This is a genomic window from Pseudomonas sp. CIP-10, from assembly GCF_020911845.1.
Classification (GTDB): domain Bacteria; phylum Pseudomonadota; class Gammaproteobacteria; order Pseudomonadales; family Pseudomonadaceae; genus Aquipseudomonas; species Aquipseudomonas alloputida.
Window position 1 is genome coordinate 3,586,174 of sequence record NZ_CP087160.1, and the last position, 19,339, is coordinate 3,605,512.

At 60.9% G+C, this 19,339-nt stretch carries 16 protein-coding genes; 12 read left to right on the forward strand and 4 right to left on the reverse strand.

From position 1 onward, the window contains the following. Positions 1-3 precede the first annotated feature (3 nt). Positions 4-1,392, forward strand: a complete 1,389-nt coding sequence (locus tag LMH93_RS16265; protein WP_185280232.1) for a cation:proton antiporter — start codon at positions 4-6, stop codon at positions 1,390-1,392. On the opposite strand, the gene LMH93_RS16270 is transcribed toward LMH93_RS16265, so the two are convergent. After that, positions 1,356-1,937 (reverse strand): hypothetical protein, encoded by a 582-nt coding sequence (locus LMH93_RS16270; RefSeq protein WP_003247673.1) that lies wholly within the window; start codon positions 1,935-1,937, stop codon positions 1,356-1,358. The genes LMH93_RS16265 and LMH93_RS16270 overlap by 37 nt on opposite strands. Positions 1,938-2,152: 215 nt before the next feature. On the opposite strand from LMH93_RS16270, the gene LMH93_RS16275 reads away from it, so the two are divergent. Then, entirely contained in the window at positions 2,153-4,285 is a 2,133-nt protein-coding gene (locus tag LMH93_RS16275) for a TonB-dependent receptor (RefSeq protein WP_185280231.1), read from the forward strand. Positions 4,286-4,369: 84 nt separating this feature from the next. Here LMH93_RS16275 and LMH93_RS16280 read toward each other — a convergent pair whose 3' ends face one another. Both LMH93_RS16280 and LMH93_RS16285 read right to left on the reverse strand, forming a co-directional pair. Then, positions 4,370-5,662 (reverse strand): PQQ-dependent sugar dehydrogenase, encoded by a 1,293-nt coding sequence (locus tag LMH93_RS16280; protein ID WP_144000193.1) that lies wholly within the window; start codon positions 5,660-5,662, stop codon positions 4,370-4,372. Beyond that, the gene (locus LMH93_RS16285) at positions 5,659-6,087 is read right to left on the reverse strand and encodes a DUF2231 domain-containing protein (RefSeq protein WP_180689803.1); all 429 of its coding nucleotides are present in this window, start codon (positions 6,085-6,087) and stop codon (positions 5,659-5,661) included. Before LMH93_RS16285 ends, LMH93_RS16280 begins: the two co-directional genes overlap by 4 nt. 164 nt (positions 6,088-6,251) lie before the next feature. On the opposite strand from LMH93_RS16285, the gene LMH93_RS16290 reads away from it, so the two are divergent. The 5 genes from LMH93_RS16290 (at position 6,252) to LMH93_RS16310 (ending at position 12,055) form a co-directional block, all read left to right on the forward strand. Then, the gene (locus tag LMH93_RS16290; protein ID WP_003247660.1) at positions 6,252-6,536 is read left to right on the forward strand and encodes a hypothetical protein; all 285 of its coding nucleotides are present in this window, start codon (positions 6,252-6,254) and stop codon (positions 6,534-6,536) included. A gap of 330 nt (positions 6,537-6,866) precedes the next feature. Continuing rightward, a complete protein-coding gene (locus tag LMH93_RS16295; protein WP_230064373.1) occupies positions 6,867-9,857 on the forward strand; it encodes a T6SS effector BTH_I2691 family protein in 2,991 nt (996 codons plus the stop codon). 4 nt (positions 9,858-9,861) lie between these two features. Beyond that, positions 9,862-10,758 carry a DUF6708 domain-containing protein gene (locus tag LMH93_RS16300; protein WP_108190723.1) on the forward strand — a complete coding sequence of 299 codons (897 nt, stop codon included), beginning with the start codon at positions 9,862-9,864 and terminating at the stop codon, positions 10,756-10,758. A 149-nt stretch (positions 10,759-10,907) separates the two neighbouring features. Then, a complete protein-coding gene (locus LMH93_RS16305) occupies positions 10,908-11,801 on the forward strand; it encodes a DUF6708 domain-containing protein (RefSeq protein ID WP_230064374.1) in 894 nt (297 codons plus the stop codon). After that, on the forward strand, positions 11,798-12,055 hold the full coding sequence (locus LMH93_RS16310) for a PAAR domain-containing protein (RefSeq protein WP_003250871.1): 258 nt from the start codon (positions 11,798-11,800) through the stop codon (positions 12,053-12,055). The genes LMH93_RS16305 and LMH93_RS16310 overlap by 4 nt, the downstream gene beginning before the upstream one ends. 151 nt (positions 12,056-12,206) lie before the next feature. Here LMH93_RS16310 and LMH93_RS16315 read toward each other — a convergent pair whose 3' ends face one another. Then, on the reverse strand, positions 12,207-12,977 hold the full coding sequence (locus tag LMH93_RS16315) for an IclR family transcriptional regulator (RefSeq protein ID WP_003250869.1): 771 nt from the start codon (positions 12,975-12,977) through the stop codon (positions 12,207-12,209). Between the two features lie 156 nt (positions 12,978-13,133). Between LMH93_RS16315 and LMH93_RS16320 the strand changes: the two genes are divergently transcribed. From LMH93_RS16320 to LMH93_RS16340, 5 genes are all read left to right on the forward strand, one after another. Continuing rightward, positions 13,134-13,943: a shikimate dehydrogenase family protein gene (locus tag LMH93_RS16320; RefSeq protein WP_070095737.1), complete on the forward strand. Its 810-nt coding sequence runs from the start codon at positions 13,134-13,136 to the stop codon at positions 13,941-13,943. 4 nt (positions 13,944-13,947) lie between these two features. Beyond that, positions 13,948-15,705 (forward strand): FAD-dependent oxidoreductase, encoded by a 1,758-nt coding sequence (locus tag LMH93_RS16325; RefSeq protein WP_108190718.1) that lies wholly within the window; start codon positions 13,948-13,950, stop codon positions 15,703-15,705. Beyond that, on the forward strand, positions 15,666-15,986 hold the full coding sequence (locus LMH93_RS16330; RefSeq protein ID WP_003250862.1) for an NIPSNAP family protein: 321 nt from the start codon (positions 15,666-15,668) through the stop codon (positions 15,984-15,986). Before LMH93_RS16325 ends, LMH93_RS16330 begins: the two co-directional genes overlap by 40 nt. A gap of 41 nt (positions 15,987-16,027) precedes the next feature. After that, complete coding sequence (locus LMH93_RS16335; RefSeq protein WP_185280227.1) at positions 16,028-17,716, forward strand: FAD-dependent oxidoreductase; 1,689 nt, start codon at positions 16,028-16,030, stop codon at positions 17,714-17,716. A 241-nt stretch (positions 17,717-17,957) separates the two neighbouring features. After that, positions 17,958-19,283, forward strand: a complete 1,326-nt coding sequence (locus LMH93_RS16340; RefSeq protein WP_003250858.1) for an MFS transporter — start codon at positions 17,958-17,960, stop codon at positions 19,281-19,283. Positions 19,284-19,339: the final 56 nt, after the last annotated feature.

Consider the following 19,339-nt stretch of genomic DNA (forward strand, 5'->3'; position numbering starts at 1 on the left):
ATCATGTCCAACGCCATTCATGCCAGTACCGTGCAACTCACGCCGGCACCCCAGGCCCAGTCAGCCGTAGGTTCCCAGGCGGAGCACCTGACCCTGATGTTTCTGCTGCAACTCATCGTGATCTTCAGCGTCTCGCGGCTGATCGCCTGGTTCAGCACCCGCAGCCTGGGCCAGACGCCGGTCGCCGGCGAAATCCTTGCCGGGCTGGTGCTCGGTCCGAGCCTGCTGGGGTATTTCTTCCCCGAGCAACTGGCCGCGCTGTTCGTACCGCAAACGGCCACCGCCTTCGTGGTCACCGCGCAGATCGGCCTGATCCTGCTGATGTTCCAGGTCGGCCTTGAGTTCGAGTTCGGCACACACCTCAAGGGCCGCAAGCGTTCGGTCATCGTCATCAGCATGGGAGGGCTGCTGGTGCCATTTGCCAGCGGCATGCTCACTGCCGAGTACTTCTGGCAGCAGATCAGCGGGGACAAACCCTCACTGCTAGCCTTCCAGTTGTTCTTTGCCACGGCACTGTCGATCACCGCACTGCCCATCCTGGGACGGATATTCATGGAGCTTGGCCTATCCCGCTCTCGGGTCGCCACGCTCACCATTGGCGCGGCAGCAATCGACGATGTATGCGGCTGGCTGATCCTGGGCGGCGTCACTTCGTTGATCGCCTCGCAGTTCAACCCCTGGACCTCTCTGGCGAGGTTGCTGGCGCTAGCGTTGTTCTTCGTCGTCGTGATCGCCCTGATACGGCCACTGGTCCTGCGCTGGATAATCGGCGACCTGCAGCGCCGGCCGTTGTCGACCCAAGGGATATCGCTGATGCTGATCATTCTGTTGACCAGTGCGACAGTGACCAACCTGATCGGGGTATTTTCGATCATCGGCGGTTTCATACTTGGCGTAGCGCTGCATACCCAGCGCACCTTCGTCGAACAGTGGAATGCCAAGGTCAGCGGCGTGGTCAATGCGTTCTTCCTGCCGATCTTCTTTGCCTATACGGGCCTGCGCACCGATATTGGCGCCCTTGAGGGCAACACCGCTCTGTGGAACTGCCTGTTGATCTGCCTGGTGGCCTTCGCCAGCAAATTCTTCGGTGCTTATGGGGCTAGCCGCCTTCTGGGCGAAAATCACCGCGATTCGGCATTGATCGGTGTATGCATGAACACCAGGGCGCTGATGGAGTTGGTGGTACTGAACGTTGGCTATGACCTGGGCGTGCTGCCCAAGGAGTACTTCACGCTGCTGGTAATCATGGCCATCATCAGTACCTTCATCGCATCGCCGCTGATTCGCTTGTTGACCGCACGCACCCGCGCCCCGCATGCGACCCCGGGGGCAACCGAGGTCAGCAACGGCCGAGGTCAGCGCGAGGTTTCGACGCGCAGCACTTCGGTGTAGATCGCGTCAACCGTCTGGCCAACCTTGAGGTTCTTCATGCGTTTCTGCAGGTCTGGGTTCTCGACCTTGACCACCTGCAGCTTGCCCTCCGGTGGCAACAAGCTCACCTCATGCGTCTTGAGGTCGATCTTCTTGATCTGAGAGGTAACCTTGACCTGGCGGAACGCCTCGCCGCCCGGGTTGGGGTTTTGCTCGGTTGCACGAATGGTACCGGACTCTTCAGTCGCTTTCGGCGCCCCACCCACTTCCGGATTGAGCACATAGGCCACGGCGCGTGTCACGTAGATGTCGACTTGGTCACCGACTTTCAGGTTGGGCAGCGCTTTGGCCTTTTCGGTCAGCTGGAACGTCACATCCTTCTTCTCGTCAGGGCCTTTCACCGTGACTTGTCGGGTGGCCAGGTCGATAGCCGTTACCTGTGTGGTGACATGGCTTTCCAGCGCCTCGCTCCCGATGGGGATACCGGCAGCCTGTACCGTGAAGCTGGCAGCAGAGGCCAGCGTGGCAAGGGCTACAGCACGAGCGAGAGTACGAATGGGGTTCATAGGCGTGCTTCCCTGTGATCAAGTCCGAATAGGCGCGTGAAAGGCTCACGCGCTAACAAGCATAGCCATTACCTGCCGCCTTGCCGGCCCTCCCGGGTGGCGACACGTTTCGTCGCAAAGATCACTGTTATAGCTAATACGAATTCTTTACACTTGCTTTACATTTGCAAATCATTACTATTCGTGACCCCGATAACAACAAAGAGTCGCCTGTAATGGCAAAAAGGTCTGTTGCCCCAGCATCCATTTCCATGCTGGGCCTGCTCGTTGTGCCTGCTGTCCACGCTGCCGCCCAAACCGATACGCAAAGTAGCCTCGCCCTGCCCGCCACCGCCGTCACCAGCGTCTATGAGCAGCAAAGCTACAAGGCCAGTGAAAGCCGCAGCGCCATGAAGATCGACGCGCCGCTGCGCGATATCCCGCAAACCGTCAACGTCGTTCCCGAAAGCGTGATCAAGGACCAAGGCGCACAGTCCATGGAAGACGTGCTGAAGAACGTGCCCGGCATCGGCCTGTCCAACGGCGACGGCCAACGCGATCAGGTGACCATCCGTGGCTTCAGCGCCATTGGCGACATGTACATAGACGGCGTGCGTGACGACGCCCTGTACTTTCGCGACCTGTCCAACATCGAGCGTGTCGAGGTGATCAAGGGCCCGGCCGCGGTGCTGTATGGCCGTGGCTCCTCGGGCGGGCTGATCAACAGCATCAGCAAAAAACCAAGCTTCACGCCCAAGCGCGAAGTCGGCATGAACGTCGACAGCGAAGGCAAACGCCGAACCCAGTTCGACACCGGCTGGGCCGACCCGCAAAGCAACCAGGCCTACCGCGTGACCGGTGCCTTCGAAGACAGTGACACCTTCCGCGATGATGGCTACATCGACCGCAAGGCCATCGCACCGTCGGCCTACTTCCGTCTCTCGGACGACCTGGAACTGAACCTGGGCGCCACCTACCTGTATGACAAGCGCCTGATCGACTTCGGCATCCCGGCCCTGGGCAACCGCCCGGTGGACGTGGACCGCGACAAGCGCTTTGGCTCTGGCGATGCGGACCAGGATTACGCCCGCAGCGAGGTGTTCTCGCTTACAGCCAGCCTGGACTACCGCATCAACGACAACTTCACCCTGACCAACACCAGCCGTTACTACCGCTACGACCTGGACCGCAACAACACCTTGGCCGACAGCAGCCCGACGCGCTTCGTCACCGCGCCCGACGGTGAACTGCTGATCAAGCTCAACCGCGGCAACGTCGCCCGCGATGAGTACGGTGTGATCAACCAGACGGAGCTCAAGCAACAAGCGCAACTGGCCGGCATGCAGCACAACCTGTTGTACGGCGTGGAAGCAGGCTTTCAGGACAAGTACCAGCGCGTGCTGAGCCAGACCAACGTGGCCCAGGTACCGGTGTACCGTGATGCCTTGGTGCCGGTACCGGAACATGCCGCCAACCTGTCGTCCAAGGGCACCAACTTCCAGCAGACCACCGGTCTGTACGTGCAGGACATGATCGAGCTGAACGCGCACTGGAAGGCATTGGTCGGTGTGCGTTATGACATCTTTGGCCAGGAGTACGACGACGACCGCGTGCAAAACATCGACCTGGATCGTACCGACAAGACCTGGAGCCCGCGTGCGGGTCTGGTCTACCAGCCAGACGCCATCCAGTCCTACTACGTGTCGGTTAGCCGCAGCTATCAGCCTTCGGGCGAAGTGTTCGCGGTGAGCCCGAGCAACCAGCACCTGGAGCCGGAAGAAACCACCAACTATGAAATCGGCGCCAAATGGGACCTGCTCGACAGCCGCCTGTCACTGACCGCCGCAGTGTTCCGCCTTGAGCGCACCAACATGAAGACTGCCGACCCGGCCAACCCCAACCTGACCGTATTGGCTGGCGAACAGCGTACCGATGGCTTTGAAGCCACCGTCAGCGGGCATCTCACCGACAAGTGGCAGATCTATGCCGGTTACGCTTACCTGGACGCCGAAATCACCAAGTCCAACAGCAAGACCAATGGCGTGGCGAACGAAGGCCAGACCCCTACCCTGACGCCGCGCAACAGCGCCAACGTCTGGTTGGTACGTACCCTGACACCAGAGTGGCGTGTGGCCGCCGGAGCCAACTACGTCGACGAACGCTACACAGCGCTCGACAATGTGGTGGTGATGCCAGGCTATACCACCTTCGACGCCGCGCTGCTGTACAGCGTGCCGCAGTGGGATGCCGCGCTGCGCCTGAAGAACGTGTTCGACCGTGACTACTATGCCTCGGCACATGGCTCGGTCGACCTGATCACCCCAGGGGCACCGCGCACACTGGAAGCCAGCTTCAACTACCGCTTCTGACCCACGCGCAATGCCTGTCAGTCAGCAATTGGGCCGCTCTGCGGCCCATCGCCAGCAAGCTTTGACGATTTGATCAGATAGCATTCAGCGATTACGCGTCACCCGCCACACCGTATTCGCCAGGTCATCGGCAATGATCAACGCTCCCCGCGGGTCCACCGTCACCCCAACCGGTCGCCCCCGGGTCTTGCCATCCTCACCGCGAAAGCCCGTGGCGAAGTCGATCGGCTCCCCAGCAGGCTTGCCATTGCTGAACGGCACGAAAATCACCTTGTAACCTACCGGGTTGGGCCGGTTCCAGCTGCCGTGCTCGCCCACGAACACACCGTCGGCAAAGCGCTCGCCCATTGCCGAGGTCGAGAAGTCCACACCCAGTGCGGCCACATGCGAACCCAGGCTGTAGTCCGGCTTGATCGCCGCCGCCACCTTGTCCGGGTTCTGCGGCCGCACCCGCTCATCCACATGCTGGCCCCAGTAGCTGTAAGGCCAACCATAGAAGCCCCCTTCACGTACCGAAGTGAGGTAGTCCGGCACCAGGTCGGGGCCCAGCTCATCCCGCTCGTTGACCACCGTCCACAACTGCCCGGTCTGCGGCTGGATGGTCAATGCCGTCGGGTTACGCAAGCCGGTGGCATAGGGCCGGTGTGCGCCGGTCTCGGCATCGACCTGCCAGACCATGGCCCGATCGATCTCCACCTCCAGGCCGCGCTCGGTGATATTGCTGTTCGAGCCGATACCCACATACAAGAAGCGGCCATCCGGGCTGATGGTCAGCGCCTTGGTCCAATGGTGGTTGATTTCGGCCGGCAGGTCGGTGACCTTGGTTGGCGGGCCGTCGGCCTGGGTCTGGCCTTCCTTGTAGTCAAAGCGCACCAGCGCATCCTGGTTGGCTACATACAGCTTGCCGTTGGCATAGGCCAGGCCGTACGGTGCGTTGAGGTTATCCGCAAACACGGCCTGTACCTCGTAGTTGCCATCGCCATCAGCATCGCGCAGCAAGGTCAGGCGGTTGCCACCCTTGACCTGGGTATTGCCCTTGGCCTTGATCTGGCTGGCGATCACATCCTTGGGCTTGAGCTTGGCCGCGCTGCCTCCCCGGCCCTCAGCCACCAGAATGTCGCCATTGGGCAGCACCAGGCTCTGGCGCGGGATTTTCAAGTTGGTGGCGATGGCGGTGACACTGAAGCCCTCCGGCACGGTCGGTTTCAGTTCGCCCCAGGCAGCCGGTTGCGCAATCTTCATGCTCGGCAGCAAGCCGCGCTGAGGCTCCGGCAGCTTCGGGTCCGGGCCATGGGCCTGGGTCGGCTCGCCGTCGCCACCACAGGCACTCAGCAATAGCGCCACGCCCAACAGGCTAAATGCATGCAAAGGCTTCATGCCACACCTCCTGAACGCAGGTTGCTCAAACCGGCCCAGGCGGCCACCACCGCGAGCACTGTCACGATGACCGACAACACCAACCCAGAGGGCATCACCGCCCAGGCGTCCTTGGCATGCTCAAAGGCATTGATCAGCCCAAGCCCCCAAGTCACCAGCAGCAGCACGAAGTACAGCGTAGCGCGCCCGCCCTTGCGCTCGGCGCGGATCAGGTTGGCCAGCGCGAACAACAGAGCCAGCCCACAGAACACCAGGGCACCGGCGATCAGCCAGGCGGCGAAGTTGCTCCACTGAATCTGGTAGCTGTTGTAGTAGGCGATATCGCTCAGCAGCGCACCAAGGAACAACGGTACGCTGCCCGCCAGCAGCAGGGCATGCAGCGGGCTGGGCGTACAGCGGTAAAGGGTTTGATCAGGTGCGGTCACGGTGCCTCCTTTTCATTCAGTGACCCAGGGCTGATGGTCTTGCGCCATCAGGTAAGCGCGGGGTGCGCTTAGCAAAGGAGCCCCTTGACGCCCTGATAGTTCACCGCTTCGCTGTAATGAAATATCCTGCAAGGCATTTGCTGCCAAGCGCAGAAGGGGAATACATGAGCAGACCAAACGCGTACTGGGCCCTGGCCACCCTGCTCGGCCTCAGCCTGGCTCTCGCCGGCTGCTCCAGCAACGCCAGCAAGGCACGCTACGCCACGCCTGCAGTGGGCTCCAACTGCTTTGCCAAGGCCGTCCCCACTACCGGGGAAGGCGGCCTGGCCTGGGGCAATACATTGAGCATTGCGCGACAGAAATCCCTGAATAACTGCGTGCGTTATGCCAGCCGCTCGGGAGGCACGCCCAGGACTTGCCAGGTAGTGATGGCCAAGTGCAAAAACTGAACATATAACAATCTCAAAGTACGAAACTTCCTACAAAAACACTGCAACTTTTCACACGATATTGCGCAAACACAATATATACATTCAAATAAAATCTTACACTTTCAGCCTCGACCCAAAAGCAGCGATCGAGGCATTGTCTTTCACTTGAATTCCAGATACTTGATCGCCCGCGCATCTTAGCAAGTAAGTAGGAAACTTCTTACAGCATAGAGTCGGGCCTGAAATCCAGCACAGTATGAATAACGGCATTTCAGTATTGTCAGTACTGAAAGTTGCCGCAGTGCGTCTCTGGTTCGAAAAGACTGTCTCTCTGAGCAAGGAGCTCGCATGACCAATGCCTCCGTCAGCAGCGCCACCTCCGGCCCTGCCTGCAGCGCACGCGTGCCCATCCTGCCAGTGCGCTACGCCATCGTACCCCGCACCGGCGACGCCCCCGCCTGCCGCTATGCCGATGCAGGCTTCAACCTGGAACAAGGCTTTGCCCCGCTGCAGCACTCGGCCTACACCCTCCGCGCTGTGCGCCCAGGCTATGTCTACGTGTTCATGAAAGGCCCTCTGGGCGAAAAGCTGGTCATTCATGAGCACGTCGGCGCGGGCCTCTACAAGGAGATGCGCTACCAAGGGCTGGAGGACTACCACCGCCGTGAGCGCTACCTGTCTGGCCAGAGCATCGGCTGGGTATGGGCCGACACCTGCCAGGACACGGCCAAGGAAGTGTGGATCGGCTACAGCCCGCACCTGTGGACCAACGCCATCACCGCCCGTATCACCGGTTCGGCAGCCCTGCGCAAACGGCACATGCGCCAGCTGGACATGGCCGAGCTGGTCAGCGGCAACCCGGCGCCGTCCACCCAGCCCCATGTGTTGCCAGTCAGTGCCCTGCAAACCTGGGTCGAAGACTTCAAGCCAACCGAGCGGCGCATGCCGCTGACCTGGAGCAGCGACCCGGTCACCGAAACCTTGCCCATCGGCAACCTCAATGCCATCGCCCGCCACTACCCCTGGACCCAGCCGAAAGTACCAGTGGTGGTGGCGCTCGCCGACGCCGAAGGCATGGCCCTGGACCTGAGCCTGTCGGTCTCGGCCTACCAGCATCAACTGCGTGACCTGATGCCGGCCGAGCAACTGGAGCACACAAGACCCGCCCAACCTCCCGAGCAGGAGCGCGTGCCGGCATGCTACCGGCTGGATGCCGAACAGCTCAGCCCGCAGAGCCGCGACTTTCACCATCGCAACCTGGTCGCCATGCTGCTGAACAAGACGCTGGAAAGCCTGTACCCGGCAGATGCACCTTCACCGGAACTGGCCGCGTTCAGGCTGGGCACGTCACGCCGGGGGCCTGCCCTGTCGCCGGCCGAGTCCCATTTCCAGGCCCTCACCCATGAAGATTACTCCCCCAATGGCGCACGCCTGGCACAGCGCCTCGATGTCGACAAATACCGGCGCTTCCTCGCCGAACGCGACGCGCTGGAACGGCGGATTGCCGCCCTGCGCAACCTGGCCTTGCAAGCCAGCAACGATCATGACGCCTGGCTGGCGACGGCCGAACCCCAACACATTGATAATCCCTACAGCCTGGCTGCGGCACTGGCCTGTTACGACCGCGACGAACGCACCTCCGCCCGCGGTCTGGAAATCTCACTGGCCTTGCTGATTCACCCGATGGGCCAGCCGACACCCGGCACCGAAGATCATGACCGACGCTTCAAACGCCTGGAGCAATGGCTGGACCAGCACGACAGCCCGCTTTACACCGCCTTGGCGCCGTTCAACCCGTTCAAGGATAAAGCCGATTCGATCGGCGCCATGTTCGGCGCCAGCGACAACGTGATCGAAGGGCTCGCCGGTCGCTTCCCGGCCATGGCGGACATCACCGACCTCACCGCACAGTCGGTCAATGCCGTGGTGCTCAAGCGCCTGCGTGGCCAGACCCGTTGGGATGCCAGCCATGGCCTGCGCCAGCAAGTGTTGCTGGCAGCGCGCGAGGCCAATGCCGAGAAAGCGCTGGGGTTGTTGGCGGCGCGCTATCGCATCACCGAGCAGGCCGTTACGGAAAATCCCTTTAGCCAGGAGGTGCAGCGGTATTTGAAGAGCGGCATGGCGCAGGTTGAAGAGATGAAAGCGTTGCGCATATCAGGAAGCCGCACGGTGTCCATCGAGCTGACCACCACTGCACGGGTGAAACCCAACTTCCTTGGGTTGCTCACCTCGGGCGGTGGAGGTGGTTTAAACGCGGGGATGCTGTGGTTCAACGTGATCTCGCTGAAGACGGCGTACAGCAACCTGCAGCAGAGTGACGCACCGGAATACACGATGGGGTTTGCTTCATCAGTCTTCGGGGTGATCGGCGCGGCGGTAGTGACGCTGGTTAGCGTGCGGGCCACGCATAAAGCCGTAGTCATCAAGTTCAGTTCTACGGCGCCAGGAATGGCGTTTGGAAATGGCATAGTAAAGCACTTAAGTAGCAATTTATTCGCCCGCGCCTCTGGCTACCCGGCGATTATCCTTGGACTAACCTCAGACATATTAAAAGGGTATCGACAGTCCCGAAATGGGGGGGCTCTATCAGGTGCGTATACTGCTGCTGGTGGATTCACATCTGCCGCTGGATCCGCTCTTATACTGGAAGCTAGCCTCGCGATTTCTGGCCCAACATCTTTAATCCCCTTCGCAGGCTGGGCTGCTGCGGGTCTCGTGCTTGTCGGTGCTATCGTGCTTGTCGGTGGGCTTTACCTACACGCTAAAGCACATGAGCGCCTCCATACTCCGATAGAGCTTTGGGCAAGCAGAAGTATTTTTGGCACAAGAGAGAACGATGGCGAAATCCGTTCTGGGATTAAGTTAGACCACCAGAAACTTCTCCCCAGCTTCACCAATATCAACGAAGAGCTTGAAGCCTGGCATACTCAGATCTACGCTCCCATTGCTCTGACTGCTGAACAAACAGCACGCCTAAATCTTGAAGGGCTTACTACACGATTGATTATCAACAATCAGTGGCCAACACCAGATTGGGCAACAATCATCCATAGCCATGTAGACGAGGGCATGGCCACCATTGAACTAACCGTACTCCTAAAAGACTTCATTATAGGGCAGAGCTTATGGCATGGCACCTTAAGCACCTTGGACTTCGACAGCAAGGCAACCCCCTCAAAGACTGAGCCGACCTGCCACTTAACTTGCGCAGGCCTTGTTTTACATTACAGAATCGATAGAGCCAGAGCAAAAAGCGGCACTCTATTAATAAATTTTCTACCAAACCAAGGTTTATCCGCCAATACTCATTCAACCTCAACCCTTCATGTCGAGAGGTAGCACTGTGGCCACAACATGGTTATTTAGTCCACACCAAAACACTTATATCCAACCAAAAATCCACGGACAGATCAGCAAAATAACCACTACATTAGCGCAGCTCAGAAATCCATGGGTTTCCGACTCAGTCTTCATGGCCAAGATGTATACCGCCACGATTTTAGCCATCGCGATTGTATCCTACACAGGATTTTTCACCCACTCAATCAATTACCAACAGGAAGGGGCATATGTATTTATTGCAATACAGCTCCTCGGACCATTTATTTTTACTCCATTCTTAGCTTACCGTGTTTTCTTAATAAAAAAACTTTCTGAAATATACCTCAATAGAGCCACCAAAAAAATCTATTACAAACGCATAAACACACTCATGGTTATTGATTGGAATAACACAAGAGGCGGTATTTTCAAACGCACAGAATTCGGCGGCTCCTCCTTCACCACCAGCTATGCCCTCGCCTTCGCCCCCCGCCGGGAAGACGGCAGCCTGCATCAAAAAGACTGCCTCTGGGTCGACAGTAACGAACCCACCGAACCCGGCGTCAAACATGTCGCCGAAGTGTGGGAATACCTGCGCCACTTCATGGACCACGGCCCGGACAAACTCCCCCCGCCCGGTGAACCCAACTGGTGGCACAAGCCACTCCACGCCATCTGCCTGACCCCGGCAGAAGCCTGGCGCCACTATGCCCCCTGGCGAACCGGCGAGCCCGGTGAAATGCAGGGCAAAAAGAACTGGCAATTGCCGTTCTGGGCCGTGCTGTTCCCCTACAACCTCTCCGTCGCCCTCTGCTGGTATGGGATCTGCCGCCTGTTCAACGTCCGAGCAGCGCCACCGCCTCCCGAAGCATTTGAGGAGGCCCCAGCGCATTCAACCCAAAAAGGGAAGCGTACATGAGCGACACCTCCGTCAGCAGCGCTACCTCCAGGCCCTGTCTGCAGTTCACGCGTCCCCATCCTGACGGTGCACTACACCAACGTGCCATGCACCCGCGACTTCCCGGCCATGGCTGAGACCCTGTCAATTTTTCGTCTGGAACGCTGATCATGGCAACCATCTGGATATTCAACTCAATGTCAGACTCTGGACACAAGCCCTCTATCACAGGGCAACTATTAAGCTTATCCGACACCATTTTATGTTTAAGGAATCCATGGGTCACAGACTCTGTCTTCATGGGAAAGCTGTATTGCGCGATAACTGTTCTGTCAATTGCCGGCTTTTACCCATATTTACTATCCAGGGATATATGGCGCATGTACGAAACCGCTCCATTATTAGCGACTGGATTCTTGCTTATGCCTTTCACTTTCCTACCCTTCCTCATTTATCGAATATATTTCATAAAACGCTTATCAAGCTTCTTCTTCAATCGGGCGACCCAAAAAATCTACTATCAACGTTTAAGCAAGGTACTGGTCTTTGAGTGGAGCAATACCGGCGGTGGTATTTTTAAGCGTACGGAATACGGCGGCTCATCATTCAGCACCAGCTATGCCCTCGCCTTCGCCCCCCGCCGGGAAGACGGCAGCCTGCATCAAAAAGACTGCCTCTGGGTCGACAGTAACGAACCCACCGAACCCGGCGTCAAACATGTCGCCGAAGTGTGGGAATACCTGCGCCACTTCATGGACCACGGCCCGGACAAACTCCCCCCGCCCGGTGAACCCAACTGGTGGCACAAGCCACTGCACGCCATCTGCCTGACCCCGGCAGAAGCCTGGCGCCACTACGCCCCCTGGCGAACCGGCGAGCCCGGTGAAATGCAGGGTAAAAAGAACTGGCAATTGCCGTTCTGGGCCGTGCTTTTTCCCTACAACCTCTCCGTCGCACTCTGCTGGTATGGCATCTGCCGCCTGTTCAACGTCCGAGCAGCGCCACCGCCACCAGCAGCCTTCGAAGAAGCCCCCGTTCAACCCGGCAAAAAGAAGCGCAAATGAAACCCATCGTATTGGTAGGCCATCGTCATAGCTGCCCGCTCCATGGCGAAGGCACTGTGGAAACCGGCGCAAATGCAACATTTGTGGATGGCAAGGCCGTCGCTCGTGTCGGCGATCGCATCAGTTGTGGCGCCGTTATCGAAACCGGCGCTGCCTGCACAATCATCGAGGGCCACCCCGCAGCAAGGGAGGGTGACACTACCAGTCATGGAGGGACGTTGATCGAGGGGGACCAGGGTTGGCTCATTGATTGAAAGCCACTACCGGCCACCGAGCCGGATGCTGAAGCCTGCCAGTCAACAGGTTTGGGCCGTCCAGCGGCCCAAATGGCGAGCAAAGCCACCTTTCTGGGTGACCCGTTCTCACACGCATGGCGCCATGCCCGTAGACTGCGCCATGTCTGCGTCAATCCAGCACTGGCCGAAGCAACGCCTGTGCCTCATACAGGGTCGGCAAATACCGCAACCGTATCTCATCAATACTCAACCGCGAAGCATGAGTCGTGATGGTCAGCGTCGCTTTCAACTGGCCGGCCCGTCCCAGCAATGGCACCCCCAGCACCCGCATACCGATTTCATATTCCTGATCAACGATACAGAACCCCTGCCCCTTCACGCGCAACAGCTCAGCGTCCAGCTGCGCCCGGTCGGTCAGTGTGTAAGGCGTCAACGCCCGCAGCGGCTGACGGGCAAAGTATTCGTCCCGTTCCCCCTCATCCAGCCAGGCCAGCCAGACACGCCCGCCGGCCGTGCAATACATGGGTACCCGCGAGCCCGGCCTGATCGACAAAGACGCCACATGGCTATACCGGCTACGCACCAGATGAATGATCTCATCGCCATCGCGGGTACCCACCGATACGTGCTCCTGGGTCTGCCGCGCCACCTGTTCAACAATCGGCCGCAGCATGCGCGGCAGTTGCGCCGAGTCCACATAGGCCTGGCCGATGCGCAAGGCCTTGGGGGTCAGCCAGTACTCCCGGCTGTCAGTTTCGGCAAAGCCCTCGTGCACCAAGGTCAGCAGAAACCGCCGCACCGCGCTGGGCGTAAGGCCAGATAACCTGGCCGCCTGCGGCACACTCAGGCGCGGCTGCTCGGCGCTGAACAGTTGCATCAGCGCCAGGCCTTTCTGCAAGCCCGCGATCAAGTCACGGGGATGGATGGCGGGTGTGTTCATGCATTCGACTCGCTACCAGAGGAACAAAAACAGCCGATTACTGCGATAACCGGATCATGACTGCGATTATCGCATTAAGTGGCCGCTTGACGCATTGTTGCACGCGTCCCTCTGCCTCACCCTTGCCTCCATAACAACGCCAATAAGGAGGTCAGCATGATTCGAGGTTCCACTGAACTGGTCGCCATCGTCGGTTCGCCCATCGCCCAGGTGAAGTCTCCGGAAAACTTCAACACCTGGTTCAACCACAACAACTGCAACCTCGCCATGCTGCCCTTCGACCTGCACGAGGCGGCGCTGGACAGCTTTGCGGATACCCTGCGTGGCTGGCAGAACCTGCGCGGTTGCGTGGTCACCGTGCCTTACAAGCAGGCGCTGGCCAACCGCGTGGACGGCCTGAGCGAGCGCGCAGCTGCCCTGGGTTCGGTCAATGTGATACGTCGCGAGCGCGACGGACGCCTGCTGGGCGACAACGTGGACGGCGCCGGCTTCCTCGGCGCTGCGCACAAGCATGGCTTCGAGCCGGCGGGCAAACGGGCGCTGGTGATCGGTTGCGGCGGTGTTGGCAGTGCCATTGCCTATGCACTGGCTGAGGCAGGGATCGCCAGCATTACCCTCAGCGACCCCAGCACAGCACGCATGGGTGCTGTATGCGAACTGCTCGGCAACGGCTTCCCCGGGCTCACGGTCAGCACACAGTTCAATGGGCTGGAAGACTTCGACCTGGTGGCCAACGCGTCCCCAGTCGGCATGGGCACCCGCGCAGAGCTGCCGCTGTCCGCCGCCCTGCTGGCTACCCTGCAGCCAGACACCCTGGTCGCCGACGTGGTCACCTCACCCGAGATAACCCCGCTGCTGAACCGCGCGCGGCAAGTAGGTTGCAGGATCCAGACTGGCCCGGAAATGGCCTTCGCCCAACTGGGCCACCTTGGCGCCTTCATGGGCGTCACACCGTTGGAGATCTGAAGCCATGACGACTCTGGAGCACACACACAACAGCTTCGACCTGGTTGTGCTGGGCAGCGGTGCCGGTGGTTTTGCCGCTGCCGCCACCGCGGCCCGCCGCGGGCTGAAGGTGCTGGTGGTGGAAAAGGCCGAACGCTTTGGCGGCACCTCGGCGATTTCTGGCGGCGCGGTGTGGCTGTACGGCACCGACCAAGCCCGTGACGCCGGCGCCAAGGACTCCCCCGAGGCAATGCGCACCTACCTCAAGCAGGTCATCGGCGACGGCTACGATCCCGCCTTGGGCGATGCCTTCATCGAGCATGGCCACCAAGCGCTGCGCTGGCTGGAGCAGAACACCGAACTGCGTTATGCCCTGCGCCCACTCTCGCCCGACTATTACCCGGATGCACCCGGCGCCACTCAGTTCGGCCGGGCGCTGGAAATGGTCGAATACGACGGCAAGCACCTGGGCACACGCTTCAAGGACCTGCAGATGCCACCGCCCGGCATGCTGCTGTTCGGCGGCATGATGGTCAACCGGGTGGATATCCAGCATTTCCTCAGCATTCGCCGCTCACCCAGGTCGCTGTGGCATTGCCTGAAGCTGATGGCGCGTTACGCGCGCGACCGCCTGCAGCACCCACGCGGCACCCGGCTTACCACCGGCAACGCATTGATCGCCCGCCTGGCCACCAGCGCCTTCGCCCACGGCACGCAGTTGTGGTTGCGCAGCGAAGCCGTGGAGCTGATCGCCGAGCACGGCGTGATCACGGGCGTGGTCGTACAGCGCGAGGGCCGCCGTGAGCGGGTAATGGCCCGTGGTGGCGTGGTGTGTGCCATGGGCGGATTCGCAGCAGGCGCAATGGCCGCCGGCTACCGCCCTGCTCAAAAGGCGCCGCACCTGACCATGTCACCACCGGCCAACGATGGAGCCGCCCTGCGCCTTGCCCAGGCCGTGGCAGCAGCCGAGGGCGAGAGCCTGGCGGCCAACTTTTTCTGGGCACCGGTTTCCGAACTGCGTCATGCCGATGGTGAACGTGAGCGCTTCCCGCACCTGGTCACCGACCGCGCCAAGCCGGGCGTGATTGCGGTAGACCAAGCCGGGCGGCGCTTCGTCAACGAGTCCGACTCCTACCACCACTTCGTGCACACCATGTTCGCCAACGGCATTGCCAGCTGCTGGCTGGTCTGCGATGCCGAAGCAATGAACCGGTACGGGCTTGGCCTGGCGCGGCCCAAGCCCGTCAACAACCAGGCGTTGATCGACGCAGGCTACCTGTATCGGGCCACCACATCGCAGGCACTGGCCCTGGCCATCGGCGTCGATCCACAGGTGTTTGCGCAAACACTTGCACAGTTCAACAGCGATGCCAGCAATGGCATCGACCGCGCATTTGGCAAAGGCGGCAACAGTTACAACCGCTACATGGGCGACCCGCAACATACGCCCAACCCATGCTTGGCACCCCTGACCAAGGGGCCGTTCTATGCCATCCGCATTCACACCGGCGACCTCGGTTCAGCCCGTGGCCTGGTGACCAACGCCGATGCCAACGTGCTGAACCGCAGCGGTTTGCCCATTCCCGGGCTGTATGCGGTCGGCAACGACATGAACTCACTGATGAAGGGCACCTACCCCGGCCCCGGCATCACCCTGGGCCCTGCCCTCACCTTCGGCTGGCTTGCTGCCAACCACATCACCGCGCGCCTGCAGGCGCCGGCTACCCCTACGGAGAAACCGGCATGTACTACGAACTCAGAACCTACACCCTCGACCCATTGAAAATGGCCGACTGGCTGGCCCTGTACCAAAGCCACGCACTCGAGGTGCAGAGCGAACACCTGGGCAACCTGGTGGGCTTTTTCACCAGCGAGTTCGGCGACGTCAACCAAGTGGTACACATCTGGGGCTATGCCAGCCTCGACGACCGCATGGCGCGCCGCGCAGCCATGGCGGCAGACTCACGCTGGGCGGAATTCTCGCGACGCAACCGCGAGCTGGGCGCGGTACTGCGCCTGCAATCGCGGCTGCTGCGCCCGACCGGTTTCTCACCGCTGCAGTAAGCCACACGCCACCTCTTCCAACAGCCGAGCGGACCCCTTCCATGCCCCCCCTTGAATGTGACGTACTCATCATCGGCTCCGGCGCCTCTGGCCTGGCTGCCGCCGTAACCGCCGCGCATCACGGCCTGACAGTGGTCGTCGCGGAAAAAGCCAGCCAGCTGGGCGGCACCAGTGCCTGGTCGGGGGGCTGGTTGTGGATACCGCGCAACCCTCTGGCCATCGCCGAAGGCATCGTCGAAGCCGACGATGCCCCGGAGCGCTATCTGCGTGCGCAAACCCACACCCGCGAGCTGGACCCGCGTCAACGCGCCTTCCTGCGCCATGGTCCGGAAATGGTGGCGTTCTTCCAGCAACACACTGCCGTGCAGTTCCAGTGCGGCAGCCGTATGCCCGACATGCGTGAAGGCGATGGCAGTGCACGCGGTGGTCGCTCGCTGTGTGCATTACCTTACGACGGGCGACGGCTAGGGCCTTGGCTGCACACGTTACGCCCACCGCTGGACATCGTCAGCCTGGCCGGCATGGGCATTGCCGGAGGTGCCGACATGGCTGCCTTCTTCAACGCCACACGCTCGCCGAAGGCAGCGCTGCATGTTGGCAAGCGCCTGTTGCGCCATGGCCGAGACCTGCTGCTGCACCGTCGCGGCCTGCATCTGGTCAATGGCAACGCGCTGGTGGCGCGCCTGCTGCGCAGCGCCCTTGATCGTGGCGTGACATTGCTGACCGAGAAAGCGGCCAGCCGTCTGTTGTTGTGCGAGGAACGGGCCAACGGCGCGCTGTTTGCCGATGGCCAAACGATCTACGCACGGCGTGGTGTGGTGCTGGCCTGCGGTGGCTTCCCGCATGATCGCCAGCGTATCTCGCAACTGATACCGCACGCGCCGGACGGTGACCAGCATTACTCCGCTGCGCCCAGGGAGAATAGCGGTGATGGTTTGCGCCTGGGCGAACAGGCGGGTGGGCGGGTGTCTGCGGCAGGCGCCCACGGGGGCGCCTGGGCGCCGGTATCGCAGGTACCGCGCCGCAATGGCCATTTCGGCCATTTCCCACACCTGATCGACCGTGCCAAGCCCGGTTTCATCGCCGTGCGCCGCGATGGTCGGCGCTTCGTCAACGAAGCCGATTGCTACCACGACTTCATGAACGCGCTGTTCGCCGCCACGCCGCAGGCTGAGCAGCCGGAGGCCTGGCTGATCTGCGACCATGCTGCGCAACGACGCTATGGCATCGGTTGGGCCAAGCCCTTTCCCTTCCCTACCCGCTTCTATCAGCGCAGTGGCTATTTGCACAGCGGCGCTACCCTGGCGCAACTGGCGCAGCGCTGCGGGATCGACGCCGAGCAGTTGCAGCGCACGGTGGCGGACTTCAACCATCATGCGGCACAAGGTGAAGACCCTACCTTTCTACGTGGCGCGTCGGCCTACAACCGGGCCCAAGGCGACCCGCAGCAGGCACCCAACCCGTCGCTTCGGCCGTTGCTGAAGGGGCCGTTCCATGCGGTGAAACTGCTGCCAGGCAGCCTTGGCACCTTCGCCGGCCTGGACACAGACGCCTCAGCCCGCGTACTGGACCACGCAGGGCAGCCGATACCCGGGTTGTTTGCAGTGGGTAACGACATGCACAGCGTGATGGGTGGGTACTACCCGAGCGGCGGCATTACCCTTGGCCCTGGGATGACCTTCGGGTATCTGGCCGGTAGAGCGTTGAGCGGGGGCCGTGCACATCATTGATGTCGGTGTTGCGCCCATCAGGCAACCAGGGCCAAAGCCTTCTACCCTTCAGTGACGTGAATACCTGCCGCGCCCGCAGGCCAACGCAACCGTTCGATAACCGAACAGTAGCCCGTCTCTTGAATTGACGCTGCCGTCTTCACTGCTCACCATGCACCGGCCTTGCGTGCCCCCCTGCCTGGGAAACGGTCACGTACCCGTAGCACCGCAGCTGAATACAATTTCAAGAAACGAGCAGTCTATGAACCACTCCAAGATCCCCCCCGCCGCGCCCCGGATGTCCCAGGGCTCGATCGGCGACAAGCTCCGCGGCGCCTTCGGCGTCGGCAAGACCCGTTGGGGCATGCTCGCCCTGGTGTTCTTCGCCACCACCCTGAACTACATCGACCGCGCCGCCCTCGGCATCATGCAGCCCGTGCTGGCCAAGGAAATGAGCTGGACGGCGATGGACTACGCCAACATCAATTTCTGGTTCCAGGTCGGCTATGCCATCGGCTTTCTGCTGCAAGGCCGACTGATCGACAAGGTCGGGGTCAAACGGGCCTTCTTCTTCGCTGTACTGCTGTGGAGCCTGGCCACGGGGGCCCACGGCCTGGCCACCTCGGCGGCAGGTTTCATGGTTTGCCGCTTCATCCTCGGCCTGACCGAGGCCGCCAACTACCCGGCCTGCGTCAAGACCGTGCGCCTGTGGTTCCCGGCGGGTGAGCGGGCCATTGCAACGGGGCTGTTCAACGCCGGTACCAATGTTGGCGCCATGGTCACCCCCGCGCTGTTGCCGCTGATCCTGGCTGTGTGGGGCTGGCAGGCTGCGTTCATCGCCATGGGCAGCCTGGGCCTGGTGTGGGTCGTGCTGTGGGTATTGAAGTACTACAACCCTGAAGACCACCCCCGCGTACGCCAGAGCGAGGTGCAGTACATCCAGCAGGATGACGAGCCCGAGCCAACCCGCGTGCCATTCAGCCGGATCCTGCGCCTGCGTGGCACCTGGGCTTTTGCAGTGGCCTATGCGATTACCGCACCGGTGTTCTGGTTCTACCTGTACTGGCTGCCGCCGTTCCTGAACCAGCAATACAGCCTGGGCATCAACGTGACCCAGATGGGGATCCCGTTGATCATCATCTGGCTGACGGCAGACTTCGGTAGCATCGGGGGTGGCATTCTGTCGTCGTGGCTGATCGGCCGTGGCGTGCGTGCCACGACAGCGCGGCTGGTGTCCATGCTGATCTTTGCCTGCACCATGCTCAGCGTCATCTTTGCCGCCAACGCCAGTGGATTGTGGGTCGCGGTGGCGGCCATCTCGATCGCGGTGGGCGCGCACCAGGCGTGGACGGCGAATATCTGGAGCCTGGTGATGGACTACACACCCAAGCATCTGGTGAGCACCGTATTCGGCTTCGGCAGCATGTGTGCGGCAATTGGCGGGATGTTCATGACGCAGATTGTCGGCAGCGTGCTGACCGCTACCAACAACAACTATGCCGTGCTGTTTACCATGATCCCCGCCATGTACTTCCTGGCGCTGGTGTGGATGTATTTCATGGCACCGCGCAAGGTCGAGAGCGCCTGAGAGCGCTAGCTACTTACCTCTACGGGGCCCTTGCGGGCCCTTTTTTTGGCCTGGTG

Coding starts and splice junctions, on each gene's coding strand:
- LMH93_RS16310 (WP_003250871.1), top strand. CDS start 11,798: ATGAAACCCATCGTATTGGTAGGCCATCGTCATAGCTGCCCGCTCCAT.
- LMH93_RS16290 (WP_003247660.1), top strand. CDS start 6,252: ATGAGCAGACCAAACGCGTACTGGGCCCTGGCCACCCTGCTCGGCCTC.
- LMH93_RS16325 (WP_108190718.1), top strand. CDS start 13,948: ATGACGACTCTGGAGCACACACACAACAGCTTCGACCTGGTTGTGCTG.
- LMH93_RS16335 (WP_185280227.1), top strand. CDS start 16,028: ATGCCCCCCCTTGAATGTGACGTACTCATCATCGGCTCCGGCGCCTCT.
- LMH93_RS16340 (WP_003250858.1), top strand. CDS start 17,958: ATGAACCACTCCAAGATCCCCCCCGCCGCGCCCCGGATGTCCCAGGGC.
- LMH93_RS16270 (WP_003247673.1), bottom strand. CDS start 1,937: ATGAACCCCATTCGTACTCTCGCTCGTGCTGTAGCCCTTGCCACGCTG.
- LMH93_RS16320 (WP_070095737.1), top strand. CDS start 13,134: ATGATTCGAGGTTCCACTGAACTGGTCGCCATCGTCGGTTCGCCCATC.
- LMH93_RS16315 (WP_003250869.1), bottom strand. CDS start 12,977: ATGAACACACCCGCCATCCATCCCCGTGACTTGATCGCGGGCTTGCAG.
- LMH93_RS16280 (WP_144000193.1), bottom strand. CDS start 5,662: ATGAAGCCTTTGCATGCATTTAGCCTGTTGGGCGTGGCGCTATTGCTG.
- LMH93_RS16305 (WP_230064374.1), top strand. CDS start 10,908: ATGGCAACCATCTGGATATTCAACTCAATGTCAGACTCTGGACACAAG.
- LMH93_RS16265 (WP_185280232.1), top strand. CDS start 4: ATGTCCAACGCCATTCATGCCAGTACCGTGCAACTCACGCCGGCACCC.
- LMH93_RS16330 (WP_003250862.1), top strand. CDS start 15,666: ATGTACTACGAACTCAGAACCTACACCCTCGACCCATTGAAAATGGCC.
- LMH93_RS16295 (WP_230064373.1), top strand. CDS start 6,867: ATGACCAATGCCTCCGTCAGCAGCGCCACCTCCGGCCCTGCCTGCAGC.
- LMH93_RS16275 (WP_185280231.1), top strand. CDS start 2,153: ATGGCAAAAAGGTCTGTTGCCCCAGCATCCATTTCCATGCTGGGCCTG.